The sequence below is a fragment of the Chryseobacterium daecheongense genome, from assembly GCA_027920525.1.
Classification (GTDB): domain Bacteria; phylum Bacteroidota; class Bacteroidia; order Flavobacteriales; family Weeksellaceae; genus Chryseobacterium; species Chryseobacterium proteolyticum.
On sequence record CP115858.1, the window covers coordinates 574,675 to 588,556 of the forward strand.

Annotated in this window: 13 protein-coding genes and 1 tRNA gene; 9 read left to right on the plus strand and 5 right to left on the minus strand. The window is 37.7% G+C overall.

Translation table 11 applies throughout. The annotated features are described in order from the left end of the window. Nucleotides 1–425 precede the first annotated feature (425 nt). From PFY10_02295 to ilvA, 6 genes are all read left to right on the plus strand, one after another. Nucleotides 426–1,325: an aminotransferase class IV gene (locus PFY10_02295; GenBank protein ID WBV57272.1), complete on the plus strand. Its 900-nt coding sequence runs from the start codon at nt 426–428 to the stop codon at nt 1,323–1,325. Beyond that, a complete protein-coding gene (gene ilvD / locus PFY10_02300) occupies nt 1,318–3,000 on the plus strand; it encodes a dihydroxy-acid dehydratase (protein ID WBV57273.1) in 1,683 nt (560 codons plus the stop codon). The genes PFY10_02295 and ilvD overlap by 8 nt, the downstream gene beginning before the upstream one ends. Nucleotides 3,001–3,010: 10 nt before the next feature. Beyond that, nucleotides 3,011–4,750, plus strand: coding sequence for a biosynthetic-type acetolactate synthase large subunit (gene ilvB / locus PFY10_02305; GenBank protein ID WBV57274.1), 1,740 nt, complete (start codon nt 3,011–3,013; stop codon nt 4,748–4,750). 8 nt (nt 4,751–4,758) lie between these two features. After that, on the plus strand, nt 4,759–5,298 hold the full coding sequence (gene ilvN / locus PFY10_02310; protein WBV57275.1) for an acetolactate synthase small subunit: 540 nt from the start codon (nt 4,759–4,761) through the stop codon (nt 5,296–5,298). Between the two features lie 68 nt (nt 5,299–5,366). Continuing rightward, nucleotides 5,367–6,428 carry a ketol-acid reductoisomerase gene (gene ilvC / locus PFY10_02315; protein WBV57276.1) on the plus strand — a complete coding sequence of 354 codons (1,062 nt, stop codon included), beginning with the start codon at nt 5,367–5,369 and terminating at the stop codon, nt 6,426–6,428. Further along, nucleotides 6,418–7,683 (plus strand): threonine ammonia-lyase IlvA, encoded by a 1,266-nt coding sequence (gene ilvA, locus PFY10_02320; GenBank protein WBV57277.1) that lies wholly within the window; start codon nt 6,418–6,420, stop codon nt 7,681–7,683. The genes ilvC and ilvA overlap by 11 nt, the downstream gene beginning before the upstream one ends. Before the next feature lie 437 nt (nt 7,684–8,120). Here the strand turns inward: ilvA and PFY10_02325 are convergent, their stop codons facing one another. Further along, nucleotides 8,121–8,684: a 5'(3')-deoxyribonucleotidase gene (locus tag PFY10_02325; protein ID WBV57278.1), complete on the minus strand. Its 564-nt coding sequence runs from the start codon at nt 8,682–8,684 to the stop codon at nt 8,121–8,123. A gap of 40 nt (nt 8,685–8,724) precedes the next feature. On the opposite strand from PFY10_02325, the gene PFY10_02330 reads away from it, so the two are divergent. Next, the gene (locus tag PFY10_02330) at nt 8,725–9,474 is read left to right on the plus strand and encodes a DeoR/GlpR family DNA-binding transcription regulator (protein WBV57279.1); all 750 of its coding nucleotides are present in this window, start codon (nt 8,725–8,727) and stop codon (nt 9,472–9,474) included. A gap of 43 nt (nt 9,475–9,517) precedes the next feature. On the opposite strand, the gene PFY10_02335 is transcribed toward PFY10_02330, so the two are convergent. The 3 genes from PFY10_02335 to PFY10_02345 form a co-directional block, all read right to left on the minus strand. Next, nucleotides 9,518–9,691, minus strand: a complete 174-nt coding sequence (locus tag PFY10_02335) for a hypothetical protein (protein ID WBV57280.1) — start codon at nt 9,689–9,691, stop codon at nt 9,518–9,520. Nucleotides 9,692–9,774: 83 nt separating this feature from the next. Further along, on the minus strand, nt 9,775–10,722 hold the full coding sequence (locus tag PFY10_02340; GenBank protein ID WBV57281.1) for a 3',5'-cyclic-nucleotide phosphodiesterase: 948 nt from the start codon (nt 10,720–10,722) through the stop codon (nt 9,775–9,777). A 523-nt stretch (nt 10,723–11,245) separates the two neighbouring features. Next, a tRNA-Arg gene (locus PFY10_02345) sits at nt 11,246–11,317 on the minus strand. Between the two features lie 165 nt (nt 11,318–11,482). On the opposite strand from PFY10_02345, the gene PFY10_02350 reads away from it, so the two are divergent. Beyond that, on the plus strand, nt 11,483–12,280 hold the full coding sequence (locus PFY10_02350) for an SDR family oxidoreductase (GenBank protein WBV57282.1): 798 nt from the start codon (nt 11,483–11,485) through the stop codon (nt 12,278–12,280). Nucleotides 12,281–12,351: 71 nt separating this feature from the next. Then, on the plus strand, nt 12,352–13,266 hold the full coding sequence (locus tag PFY10_02355; GenBank protein ID WBV57283.1) for a helix-turn-helix transcriptional regulator: 915 nt from the start codon (nt 12,352–12,354) through the stop codon (nt 13,264–13,266). A 37-nt stretch (nt 13,267–13,303) separates the two neighbouring features. Here the strand turns inward: PFY10_02355 and PFY10_02360 are convergent, their stop codons facing one another. After that, complete coding sequence (locus PFY10_02360) at nt 13,304–13,870, minus strand: AAA family ATPase (protein WBV57284.1); 567 nt, start codon at nt 13,868–13,870, stop codon at nt 13,304–13,306. Nucleotides 13,871–13,882 lie beyond the last annotated feature (12 nt).

Below are 13,882 nucleotides of genomic sequence, written 5' to 3' on the forward strand. Positions count from 1 at the left end.
AATTTAAACTCCATAATCTGAAAAAGGTTCTGAAATCATTCGGAGTTTGCAATCATTCTTTTCAATCGGATAGCAATGATACATCCTGTGCTTTTTATCTAACAAATCAAAATACTGTAGGATTAATGATTTTATAATGCAGAAGTGAAGTCTTTTTATAATTCTGCTATTGTAGAATTAGATAATTTAAATTATTGATTATTAGTGTTTTGTATTTATTTTATCGTGATTTGAATATTGTAATTTTAATTGAAATATGAAAGATAGAAAATATACAAGCCTTAGTTTTGAATCAAAATTAGAAAAGAACTTCATGTACTGCTTTTGGAATCGGAACAGGTTAAGTAAGGTTTATTACCATGTTGACCCGACTGATGAGAATAGCTTTTTTTATGTCTGAACTTAAAATAATTTAAAAAATAAATATGTATTACAACGAGAAAACGATGCTTTATTATGACGGAAAGTTCCAGGAGGCTACTACTGCTTCTACGGGTCTTTACGGACAATCACTTCACTACGGATATGCTGTCTTTGAAGGAATTAAATCATACAAAACAAAGAACGGGACCAAAATTTTTAAGGCAAAAGAACATTATGACCGCCTGAAAAAATCAGCAGAATTAATGATGATTCCTTTTGATTATTCTACGGAAGAGATGATTGACTTGACCTATAAGCTTTTGGAAATGAATAATTTAAGTAATGCATACATCAGACCATTAGTAATTTGCTCTCCTAACATGAGCCTTTCAAAAGGAAACAAAAGTTCTTTGATTATTGAAGCGTGGAGTTGGGATAACGGATACTTATCCGACCATGCAAGGATAATGACCTCTTCTTTTGAGCGCCCCAATCCGAAGGCATTTAGAATAGAAGCAAAAGCGAGTGGTCATTATGTAAACTCTATTCTTGCATCGCAGGAAGCCAAAGATAAAGGATTTGACGAAGCAATGCTTTTAGATGGCAATGGAAATGTAGCGGAAAGTTCAGGAGCTAATATTTTTTATGAAAAGGATGCAAAATTATACACACCGGCAAAAGGGAGTATTCTTCCGGGGATAACCAGAGCGACAATGTTCGAGATATGCGATCAGCTAGGGATTAGCTACGAAGAAAAATTCTTTAAACCTGAAGAAATGGAAGGAGCAGATGCCGGATTTTTTTGTGGTACTGCAGCGGAAGTGGTTGCATTAGAATCATTGAATAATATTCCATTTAAACTGAAGTGGGAAAACAGTGTGTCTGCTTTGATTCAAAAAGCTTACAGACATCTGGTTTTTGAAGAAGATTATTCCTATTTAAAACAAGCGTTGTATGTGTGAAACATTAAATAAATATTCCAGGGTTCTCACTCAGGATCCTACTCAACCGGCAACCCAGGCGATGTTTTACGGAATCGGCTTTAAAAAAGAGGATTTCGATAAAGCCCAGGTTGGAGTAGCGAGTATGGGATATGACGGAAATACCTGCAATATGCACCTTAACGGGCTGGCAGAACTGGTTAAAAAGGGAGTAAACGGACAGAATCTTGTTGGCCTGATGTTTCATACCATAGGGATCAGTGACGGAATGACCAATGGGACAGATGGAATGCGATATTCTCTTGTCAGCAGGGATGTGATTGCAGACAGCATTGAAACGGTGTGTGCAGGACAGTACTATGACGGTCTTATTACAGTTCCGGGATGTGATAAAAATATGCCTGGTTCCCTAATGGCAATGGCGAGATTAAACAGGCCATCGATCATGGTATATGGGGGAAGCATAGAAGCAGGACACTATAAGGGCAATGATCTCAATATCGTATCTGCTTTTGAAGCATTGGGAAATAAGATTGCAGGAAAGCTTTCTGATGAAGATTATGATGGAATCATCAAAAACTCCTGTCCAAGTGCGGGGGCTTGTGGTGGTATGTATACAGCCAATACAATGGCTTCGGCGATTGAAGCATTGGGTATGAGCTTACCGTACTCATCTTCTTATCCGGCTCTAAGCAAAGAGAAAAAGGAAGAATGTGAGTTTGCCGGACATTATATGAGGATATTGCTGGAAAAAGACATCAAGCCTTCCGATATCATGACGCCAAAGGCTTTTGAAAATGCCTTGAGAATCATTATGGTTTTAGGGGGAAGCACGAATGCAGTCCTTCATTTCATTGCAATAGCAAAGAGTATTGGTCATCATTTAACGCTGGATGATTTTCAGAAGATTAGTGATACTACGCCCTTGCTGGCTGACCTGAAACCTAGCGGCAGGTACCTGATGAAAGATCTTCATGAGGTAGGAGGAGTACCGGCTGTGATGAAATATCTATTGGATCTCGGACTTCTCCATGGAGACTGCCTTACGGTAACCGGAAAGACAATGGAAGAAAATCTTAGAAACATTACTTCAATTATAGATAGGAAACAGGATATTATCAGGGATATCAGCAATCCGATAAAAGAAACAGGCCACATCCGTATTATGTACGGCAACCTGGCGGAAAGAGGCTGTGTAGCCAAAATTACAGGCAAGGAGGGGAGTTTCTTTAAAGGAAAAGCAAGGGTTTTTGATGGTGAAAAAGAATTTATCAAAGGTATTGAAGACAAAATAATCCAGGAAGGTGATGTAGTTGTGATTAAGAATGAAGGACCTAAAGGCGCTCCTGGAATGCCTGAAATGTTGAAACCAACTTCTGCATTGATGGGTTCCGGACTAGGTAAGAATGTAGCATTAATTACGGACGGGCGCTTTTCCGGAGGAACTCATGGTTTTGTGGTAGGGCACATTACACCTGAAGCCTTTGAAGGAGGATTAATTGGTTTGGTTAAAGACAATGATGTGATCGAACTAGATGCTGTAAAGAATACCATCAACCTGATTATATCAGATGAAGAATTAAAAGAAAGAAAAGCCGGATTCAAACAACCGGATTATAAAGTAAAAACAGGGGTGTTATACAAGTATGCAAAGCTGGTATCAGATGCCTCTCAGGGATGTATAACAGATTTTTAAATTGAATATAATGGAATCAACATTTAATGCATTAGAAACAGAAAGGTCTACACAGACCATAAAAAAATTGAAAGGGGCAGAAGTTATTTTGGAAATCCTGAAAGCTGAAAACGTCAATACGATCTTCGGATATCCTGGTGGAGCTGTCATTCCGATTTATGACGCATTATATGATTACAAAGACGATTTAAAGCATATTCTCGTTAGACATGAACAGGGAGCAATCCACGCAGCACAGGGGTTTTCCAGGTCTTCGAACCATACCGGTGTAGCTATTGCAACCAGTGGCCCGGGAGCAACCAATCTGGTAACAGGACTTGCAGATGCTATGATTGACAGCACACCGGTTGTTTGTATAACCGGACAAGTATATGCATCCCTTTTGGGATCTGATGCTTTTCAGGAAGTAGATGTGATCAATGTTACCGCTCCTGTTACCAAATGGAACTGTCAGGTAACAGATGCTAAAGATATTCCGACAGCTTTGGCAAAAGCTTTCTATATAGCAAGATCAGGGCGACCAGGTCCTGTATTGGTGGATATTACTAAAAATGCACAACTTCAGGAAATCGATTTTACAGGATATGAGGCCTGTAATTCCATCCGGTCTTATCATCCTAAACCTCGAATCAGGCATGAATACATTGAGCAGGCTGCTCTATTGATCAATGCTGCTAAAAGACCATTCCTACTTTTCGGGCAAGGAGTGATTATAGGAAAGGCAGAAAAAGAGTTACAGGATTTGGTTGAAAAAACCGGCATTCCTGCGGCTTCTACTGCTTTGGGTTTAGGAGCACTTTCTACAGAACATCCGCTTTATGTAGGAATGCTAGGAATGCATGGACATTATGCTCCTAACAAATTAACCAATGATTGTGATGTGATTATCGCTGTAGGAATGCGATTTGACGATCGTGTAACCGGAAAATTGGATCAATATGCCAGACAAGCTAAAGTAGTTCATCTCGATATTGACCTTGCGGAAATAGATAAAAATGTAAAAGCGGATGTCCCTGTTCTTGGTAATTGTAAAGAAACACTTCCTCTGCTGAATGAGGCTCTTTCAGAAAACTCACATAAAGAGTGGCTGGATCAGTTTAAAGAACTGCATCGTGAAGAAAATCTTGAGGTTGTACACAAGGAATTGAATCCGGAAACAGAAGAACTTACCATGGGAGAGGTGTTAAAATACCTGAACCAACTCACCCATGGAGAGTACATCATCTGTACGGATGTGGGACAGCACCAGATGATTTCCTGCAGATATGCTGAATTTAAAAAATCAAAAAGAAACGTCACTTCCGGTGGTCTTGGAACAATGGGATTTGGTCTTCCTGCAGCAATAGGTGCAAAAATGGCAAATCCTGACAAGCACGTGATCTGTATTGCGGGAGACGGTGGTTTTCAGATGAACATCCAGGAGCTGGGAACTATTTCACAATTCGGAATAGGGGTAAAGATGATTGTTCTGAATAATTCTTTTCTCGGGATGGTTCGTCAATGGCAGGAACTCTTTCATGACAAGCGATATTCTTTCGTGGATATTACCAGTCCGGACTTTTCTGCTGTTGCTGAAGCCTATGGTATTAAAGCAAAGCATGTAAAAGAGAGAGCTTTCCTGGAATCTTCATTAAAAGAAATGCTTGAAACAGAGGAATCTTATCTTCTGGAAATAAAAGTAGGGAAAGAAAATAATGTTTTCCCGATGGTTCCACAAGGATGCAGCGTAAGTGAAATCCGCTTAAAATAAAAATAAATATGATGAATAAACAGGAATACACCATAAGCGTTTTCACAGAAAACCAGGTAGGATTACTCGCCAGAATAGCAACGGTTTTTTCTAGAAGGGGGATTAATATAGACAGCCTGAATGTTTCACCTACAGAAATTACAGGTATTTCCAGGTTTACCATTGTAGTGGAAACTACATATGAAACTGTAAGGAAAATATCCCGCCAGATTCAGAAGCTGGTAGAAGTGATAAAAGTATATTACAATACCAATGAAGAAATCGTATGGCAGGAACTGGCACTTTTTAAAATAGAAACCAATGTCGTTTCTGAAAAATTCTATGTTGAAAGGATTTTAAGACAATATGGTGCAACCATCGTAAGTGTAAGAAATGATTATACTGTTTTTACGATTGTGGGACATCATGAAGAAATAGGCCGTTTCCTTGACCTTCTGGAGCCCCATGGTCTTATAGAGTTTATCAGAAGCGGAAGAGTAGCAGTTATTAAATCCAATGAAGCTTTCCATAAAAAGCTGACGGCCCTTGAAAAAATGGCTTATCAATAAAAAACACAAGTTCAATATATATAATGTGGCCAGAATTGGCCGGAAAAATAACAATTAAAAACAAAATTATGGCATTAATTAAATTTGCAGGAGTAGAAGAAAATGTAGTAACAAGAGAAGAATTTCCAATTGAAAAAGCGCAGGATGTATTAAAAAATGAGACTGTAGCGGTTTTAGGATATGGTATCCAGGGACCTGGTCAGGCTTTAAACCTTCAGGATAACGGAATCAATGTAATTGTCGGACAACGTAAGAATTCTAAAAGTTGGGATAAGGCAGTACAAGATGGATTTATTCCGGGTGAAACATTATTTGAATTAGAAGAAGCAGCACAAAGAGGAACTATTCTGTGCTATCTTTTAAGTGATGCTGCACAGATTGAATTCTGGCCAACATTAGAAAAACACCTTACCCCTGGAAAAACATTATATTTCTCACATGGTTTCGGAATTACCTATAATCACCAGACTAATATCGTACCGTCTAAAGAGGTAGATGTGGTTTTGGTGGCGCCTAAAGGATCCGGAACATCTTTAAGAAGACTTTTTGTGGAAGGTAAGGGATTGAACAGCAGTTATGCCATCCATCAGGATGCAACGGGAAATGCGAAGGATAAAGTAATTGCATTAGGGATTGCGGTAGGCAGCGGATATTTGTTCGAAACCAACTTTAAGAAAGAAGTATATAGTGATCTGGTAGGAGAAAGGGGCTCATTGATGGGTGCAATACAGGGACTTTTTGCAGCTCAGTTTGAAGTATTGAGAGCTCAGGGACATTCACCTTCCGAAGCCTTTAATGAAACCGTTGAGGAATTAACACAGTCTTTAATGCCTTTGGTGGCAGAGAACGGAATGGATTGGATGTATGCCAACTGTTCAACAACAGCCCAAAGAGGAGCTTTAGATTGGTGGAAAAAGTTTTATGATGCTACTAAACCTGTATTTGAAGAACTATATCAAAGTGTGAAAGAAGGAACTGAATCACAAAAATCAATTTCAAGTAACAGTAAAGAAAATTACAGGGAAGGCCTTAACAAAGAGCTTGAAGAATTGAGAAACAGCGAATTATGGCAAGCCGGGAAAGTCGTAAGATCGTTACGTCCGGATAGAGAATATGAATATGAAAAGTAAAACCATTACTTTCCCTTCCTTAGATGCTGTTAAAAAGGCCCGGAAAACCCTGGAAAATATTGTCAATACAACACCACTGCAGGAAAGCGTTAGACTTTCCAGACAGATTGGAGCGAATATTTTTTTGAAAAGGGAAGATATGCAACCGGTCCGTTCCTATAAGATCAGGGGTGCCTATAATAAAATCTACAGCCTCCACAGAGATGATAAAACCGGAAATGGTGTTGTTTGTGCCAGTGCAGGAAATCATGCCCAAGGCGTTGCTTTTGCATGCAGGAAACTGAAGATCAACGGAACGATTTTCATGCCCGTCACGACTCCTAAGCAAAAACTGGAGCAGGTAGCCATGTTTGGGGAACAGTATGTTGAAATAAAGCTTATAGGCGATACTTTTGATGACTCAAAGAATGCGGCCATAGCATACAGTGAAAATTCGGGAGCTGAATTTATTCATCCATTTGATGATGTGGAAATCATTGAAGGCCAGGCTACCTTGGCCATGGAAATTCTGGAACAAGCAAAAGATCCTATAGATTTTGTACTTGTACCACTTGGAGGAGGTGGGTTAGCTGCTGGCATTATCACTGTGTTTTCGATTTTATCACCTCAAACGAAAATCATTATTGCAGAACCAAAGGGAGCTGCATCGATGAAGGCATCTGTAGAAGCAGGAACCAATATCGAATTGTTGCACATTGATAAATTTGTAGATGGAGCTGCTGTTCAAAAGGTAGGTGACCTTACTTTTGAAATCTGCAGGGACCATATCCATGAGTGTATTGCTGTTCATGAAGGAAAAGTATGTGAAACTTTATTGGAACTTTACAACAAGGATGCAATGGTGCTTGAGCCTGCAGGTGCATTGACGATAGCTGCACTGGAGCTCTGTAAAGAAGAGATAGCAGGAAAAAATGTTGTATGTATTGTAAGCGGAAGTAACAATGATATTACAAGGACGGAGGAGATTAAAGAAAGGGCAATGCTTTATAAAGGATTGAAACATTATTTTATTGTAAAATTTCCTCAGCGACCGGGTGCTCTTAAAGAATTTGTTCTGAGTGTTTTGGGAACATCGGATGATATTACTTTTTTTGAATATACCAAAAGGAATTCCCGGGAAACTGCTTCAGCGATCGTTGGTATTGAAGTTCCTTCTTTTTCAGACTTTGAAGGATTATTAAAGAGAATGAAGCAGGCAGGGTATTATGAATCATATCTCAATGATTCCCCCAATATGATGAATATTTTAATTTAGATTAATGAATCAAGCCACTTTTGTAAGTGGCTTGATTATTTGGTAAACATAAGCTTTGACCGGTAATAAATACCCGTTATAGTCTTATGGATACTTAAAATAAGGCTAAACTGATAAATGTCATGGTGTTTATTATTTTTATTCAGTCTAAATAAATATAAATTTGTTGTAGCAAAATAACAATAAGAAATAGAGAGATAATTACTCTCAATTATTACGGTTTGTTTTTTGGAAAGTATAATAAAAATAACACAACTAATCATATCCATATCAATTTTTGTTTTTTTAACCGGTGAGGCCATATCTCACCGGTTTTCTTTTATTATAAGATAAATGTTCCTGTAAAAAGAAACCCTTCCAATAATAGGAAGGGTTAGTTGTTAGAATAAATTATTTCAGTTTAGATAAATCAAATCGTTACGATTATTCCTGATGGCTTAAACAGCTTCAGATTTACTTAAATTCCTGATATCATTGAATAATGTCCGTACTTCACCCCATGTATTTACTCTTTGATGGTGATCTATATTACTGTTGTGTCCTGCGTTAAACATAATTGGTCTTCCTTTACAGAAATCCAGATTTTTAATATGGTCATCAATAAGGTAGTCCGTATCGATTACACTCTTATCTCCGCACATAATGATATTTTTCCATGAAATAAAAGGGAAGTGCTCCTGCAGCCATTGGTATTTTTCATATAATGAAAGCGGAAACTCCATTGCTGCTGTCACAATATATACATCATAATCTTTCATCAGTTCCTGTACTACCTCTATGGCACCAGGCATCACTGGCAAGGTGCGGAAAAATCCCGGAGTTTGCAGATATTCGAATATTACTTCTTTGTTGGGAAAAGCGTCCGGTTCCGGTTTACCAATCATATCTTCCCGGCTGATTAAAATGCCATGATCCCTGTGATACCAGTCGATTAATTGTGCCTCTACATCTGCTATTACACCGTCCATATCTATAGCGATCGTTTCTTTTTTATTTTTCATTTTGCAATTATTTGCAACAAATATATTCTATATTTGTGTTATGATAAAAGCTGAAAGACAGGATCGCATTCTGGAATATCTGGCCAAGGACAAAAAGGTTTTGCTTGATCAATTGAGCAAAACTCTTAAAGTATCTGAAGATACCATACGCCGGGATATTAAAGAATTATCCGATAAAGGGTTGCTTAAAGCTGTCCGTGGTGGTGCTCTTCAACGGTCATCAATGCCGTTGCATTTTAAGGACCGACAGAATATTGATGTGGCCCACAAAAAGATGATTGCAGAGAAGGTTTTGGAATATATCACTCCCGGAATGGTTCTGCTTGTGGATTCAGGAACCTCAGCATTGGCTGTAGTAGCGAATTTGCCAAAGGATATCGCTTTAACTGTTGTCACCAATAGCTTTCCTGTGGCTTCTCTTTTGGAAGACCATACAGAAATTGAAGTTTTGTTTATGGGGGGAATGCTGAATAAAATTTCATTCTCTACAACAGGATACGAAACCATACAAAGTATAAGAAATATCAGGGCAGATATCTGTCTACTAGGTGTTTGCAGTATTGATCTGGAGATGGGTGTGACGGGAGATGATTACGAAGATAGTCTGGTTAAAAGAGTAATGATAGAAACTTCAAAATGTACGATTGCCTTATCGACCTCAGATAAACTGGGAAAATCGGAATCCTTTTACATATGCGCCACGAATTCCCTGAATGTGATCATCACAGAAGCTGATCCCGATTCTGATTATTTAAAACCTTATATAGAAGCGGGTATAGAAGTACGGTAAAATCAAAAGGCAAAGAATAACTTTCTTTGCCTTTTGATCAATTCTAATCGATAATAATGGCCATGCATAACCCATTAGGCCCTGCTTGTGATCTTGGACGGCATGCTCCGTTAATGCAGCACCAGTCATCACCACATTCCAGGTTGGCAGGACATTGCAGGTATCCACCATTAATACGTCTTAGTTCACTTCTTTCCAATGATTTTAAATTTTTCATAGTACATAGTTTTAGTTGTAAAACAAATGTAATGAATTATGTAGTAGGAAATTATCTGTTATTTAAAAAACCTGTTTATCTTTTTACAAAGTGATTTTTTCTCCTTGTACAGGAAAAATATACCGGATTCCCAAAGTATTTTTTTCCTTCAGTTGCTTCTTGATTTTCTCTATGTTATCATCCACAGGTTTCAGGTGGGTAATGATTACGGGGACGTTTTTTAGTTTTTCGGGTTGACAAAAACCGTTCAGAATATTCAATTCATTTTCCAATAAAGCTGGAGTAAGATGTCCAAATAATGATTTATCCGGTTGTTCATTTGGAAAAGAAACTTCTATTAGAATTCCTTTTAGCTTTTGCTTATTTACATATGGAGCAACCTGTTTCCATAGTTTTTCGAGCTTATTGCTTTTTTCTATACGATCGCTTCCCGTATCTCCCAGGTAAAGAAGGTAATCGTCATTATACCGTAAAAGAAAAGCTGTACTTTGATAAGGGTTGACGTGGCTAAGCGGAAAAGCTGTCACATACATTTCTGTGTCTGTTAGAGGTATTTCCCTGTTTTCTTCCAGACTGATCATTTTATATTTACCTAACCTGGGTGTTTCTCCGGTATCGGTAAAATTAGCCCAGCTTTGCCACGAGAAATATTTATCTGTAATGATGTTTCCAACAGAAGGTAGTATATACACGGACTTTTTTGTATCATCCGGGCTGTTGATGATCAATCCGCTTACATGATCAAGATGTGCATGGGAGATAAGATAGCCTTTGATATTTTGTTGGATCACCTGCAATGCAGAATTTTGTTTAAAATTTCCCTTCTCTATTGCTTTTTCAATTCCGGAACGTATTGTTCCGGCATCAAGAGTAATATAATTGTCAGAATGCACCGGAGCAGCCATGTAGCTGGATAAATTACTTTCATAACCTCCACCATAAATCCCCAATGGGATTACTTTGAAGCTGTTCTGTGCGGAACAAATGGCTGTCGACAAAATAATAGCCAGGCTGAAAAATTGTTTTATCATGTAAAATACGTGTTATTGTTATGAGGAATAATGGAAATACAAATTTAATTTAAAACATAGCGATCACAAAACAAATTAAGAAATCTATGTTTTGTAAGACTCCAGGTAATTATAATTATGTTTATTACAATTCTGAAATAAGGGAAAAGGGCTTCTCATAAATGAAAAGCCCCTGCTGCAAATGCATTACATATAAGCATGTAATAATTTATTAAATAAAAGCTTCCCGCTGGAGGGAAGCTTTAGACTAAATGATGAAAATTATTATTAAGGTGATGTTTCGTATTCAAAAATAGTGATTGCTATACATTTGTTTTTATGATCATGATCATAAAGTGGTGAATTATACTAGTCGTTTATCAAAAATAATTATGAAACTTACTTTACCAAAGTAGCGTCAAGTTCTTTTTTTCAACTATGAAAAAAAGAACTTTCACTTCAAATAAAGTTGCCGCTTGTTTAATTCCGATTTTGAATGTTTCGGGGGATACTATTTTTAGAGCTTTGAACAAAAGGTGATGTGTAGCCTCACCAGGGATCGAACCTGGATCTAAAGTTTAGGAAACTTTTGTTCTATCCATTGAACTATGAGGCCTTAGTGGGTCAAATATATTAATATCCATTTAAAAATAAGCCATGTTCAGCCATTTTTTCTTTCAAAAAGGCTGATTTCCATTTTGGCTACATCAATATCCGTTTTGGCAACTTCAGTCATTCTTCGAGTGCGGACATTTGTATTGTAATTTTAATACAACAAAAAATGAAAACAATTTTTATAACAGGTGCCTCTACAGGACTTGGAAAAGCGAGTGCTAAATTATTTCAAAGCAAAGGATGGAACGTAATAGCAACGATGAGAAATCCGGAATCTGATACCGAACTGCATACTTTAGAAAACGTAACGTTACTTCCTTTGGATGTTACCAATCCGGAACAGATCAAATCTACAGTAAAAAAGGCATTGGAGATGAGTTCGATAGACCTTGTATTCAATAATGCGGGATATGGTTTAATAGGACCTTTGGAAGCTTTAACAGATGATCAGATTGTAAAACAATTAAATACCAATCTTTTGGGAGTGATCCGTGTTACACAGGCTTTTATTCCTTATTTCAGGGAAAAGAGAAGCGGAATGTTCATTACTACAACTTCTATTGGAGGCTTGATTGCTTTTCCATTAGGATCTACCTATCATGCCACGAAGTGGGCATTGGAAGGATGGAGCGAAAGCCTGGCATTTGAACTGAATACCTTCGGGGTGGATATAAAAACCGTTTCTCCAGGCGGGATTAAAACAGATTTTATCAGTAGGTCACTGGATATGGGTACCCAACCGGAATATGAACCAATGATCAATACTATGTTTTCCAATACGGAAGCCATGATGGAGGGGGCTTCAGAGCCTGAATTAATTGCTGAAGTAGTATATGAAGCTGCTACCGACGGTAAAAAGCAACTTCGCTATGTTGCAGGTAAAGATGCTAATGAGCTGTATGCACAACGTCTGGAGATGGGAGCAGAAGCATTCCGTGAACAATTCGGAAAGCAATTTATATAAATATTCAAGAACAGTGCAGATATAACGACTGCACTGTCTTTTTAACTTTAAATAATGCTTACATTTATATTATGGAAAAGAAAGATAATGCTCCTCTGAAAATTTCCTCTATTTCCGAGCTGCACGATATATTACAGGTTCCCAAACCGCTACATCCTCTGATCAGTCTTGTGGATAATACCACAATGAGTGTAAATAAAGAAATACTAAACCGGAATTTTGTCTTGAATTTTTACAAGATATCATATAAATTTTCTGAAAACGGGAAAATGGGATATGGGCAAGGATATTATGACTTTAACGAGGGTGGAATGATGTTTACGGCTCCCAACCAGATCCTGTCCACTGACGAAGAAGCGGAATACCATGGATATACCTTATTCATACATCCTGATTTTATTAGGAATTATCCCTTGGCTAAGAATATAAAGAAATATGGCTTCTTTTCTTACGATACAAATGAAGCACTTCACTTATCCGACAAAGAGAAGAAGCTTATCGTAGGATTGCTGGATAATATCAATGGAGAACTCCATACTGCGATTGATGATATCAGCCAGGATGTCATTATATCTTATATTGAAGTATTACTCAATTACAGCAACAGATTTTATAAGCGTCAGTTTATTACCCGCAAAACCGTAAGCAATGATCTTCTTTCCCGGATGGAAAAGATCCTGGAGAATTATTTTGAAGATCAGGAGACCTTACAAAATGGACTTCCTACCGTTGAGTTTCTGGCTTCCCGACTGAACCTGTCACCCCATTACCTGAGTGATATGCTTCGTAACCTTACAGGTCAAAATGCCCAGCAACATATCCATGAAAAATTAATTGAAAAAGCGAAAGAATATCTTACAACCACAAGCTTATCTGTAGCAGAAATAGCTTATCAGCTGGGATTCGAGCATTCACAATCATTTAATAAATTATTCAAAAAGAAAATGAATATTACACCCCTAATGTTTAAGCAATCGTTTAACTGATTATTGCAAAGGGCTGTAATGTAAGAATGGTTGCTTTTTATTGTTGGAAATCACTTTGTATGATATTCCTGAGAATAAAGTTTGCCCGTGCCTGCGGAGTATCAGGCGGTACAACTATAGGCGTATAACCATAATCAATATAGGTAGACCTCATCACATTATAAGTTTCTGCTGCTTCTTCCCAGGTTTGCTTTCTTTCGCCGTCTGTTCTGTAGATTTCCGGCCAGGGTGGAAGAATAAATATCTGGGGATTATAGAGATAGTTTGTGGTAATATTTTTCATTTCAGAGGTAACAGGTAATTGAATCATACGTGCATAGCAAAAAGCATCTATAATCCCACGATCAAAAAAAACAATCTCATCCCGAACAGCAGAAACAGCCTCATAACTTTGTAAAGATGCACTGATCATAAGATCCGTATAGAGTTCTCTGTTTCCCCATGGAAGTCCATTTCCTTTATTTTTTATCTGTTCTTTAATGATTTGTCTTGCATCTTCTTCTACTGTCCGATATCCTGCATTTTCAAGCTCGTTCAGTAGAGTTGTTTTTCCAACACCGGGACCACCGGTGATGACGTAAAAGTTGTTCCTACGGTATTTCATTCCCATTTTTAT

Bases quoted from the DNA above. Each gene is read 5' to 3' on its own strand.
- ilvN (WBV57275.1), top strand. From the start codon at position 4,759: ATGATGAATAAACAGGAATACACCATAAGCGTTTTCACAGAAAACCAG.
- ilvA (WBV57277.1), top strand. From the start codon at position 6,418: ATGAAAAGTAAAACCATTACTTTCCCTTCCTTAGATGCTGTTAAAAAG.
- ilvB (WBV57274.1), top strand. From the start codon at position 3,011: ATGGAATCAACATTTAATGCATTAGAAACAGAAAGGTCTACACAGACC.
- PFY10_02360 (WBV57284.1), bottom strand. From the start codon at position 13,870: ATGAAATACCGTAGGAACAACTTTTACGTCATCACCGGTGGTCCCGGT.
- ilvD (WBV57273.1), top strand. From the start codon at position 1,318: ATGTGTGAAACATTAAATAAATATTCCAGGGTTCTCACTCAGGATCCT.
- PFY10_02330 (WBV57279.1), top strand. From the start codon at position 8,725: ATGATAAAAGCTGAAAGACAGGATCGCATTCTGGAATATCTGGCCAAG.
- PFY10_02340 (WBV57281.1), bottom strand. From the start codon at position 10,722: ATGATAAAACAATTTTTCAGCCTGGCTATTATTTTGTCGACAGCCATT.
- PFY10_02355 (WBV57283.1), top strand. From the start codon at position 12,352: ATGGAAAAGAAAGATAATGCTCCTCTGAAAATTTCCTCTATTTCCGAG.
- PFY10_02335 (WBV57280.1), bottom strand. From the start codon at position 9,691: ATGAAAAATTTAAAATCATTGGAAAGAAGTGAACTAAGACGTATTAAT.
- PFY10_02325 (WBV57278.1), bottom strand. From the start codon at position 8,684: ATGAAAAATAAAAAAGAAACGATCGCTATAGATATGGACGGTGTAATA.
- PFY10_02350 (WBV57282.1), top strand. From the start codon at position 11,483: ATGAAAACAATTTTTATAACAGGTGCCTCTACAGGACTTGGAAAAGCG.
- ilvC (WBV57276.1), top strand. From the start codon at position 5,367: ATGGCATTAATTAAATTTGCAGGAGTAGAAGAAAATGTAGTAACAAGA.
- PFY10_02295 (WBV57272.1), top strand. From the start codon at position 426: ATGTATTACAACGAGAAAACGATGCTTTATTATGACGGAAAGTTCCAG.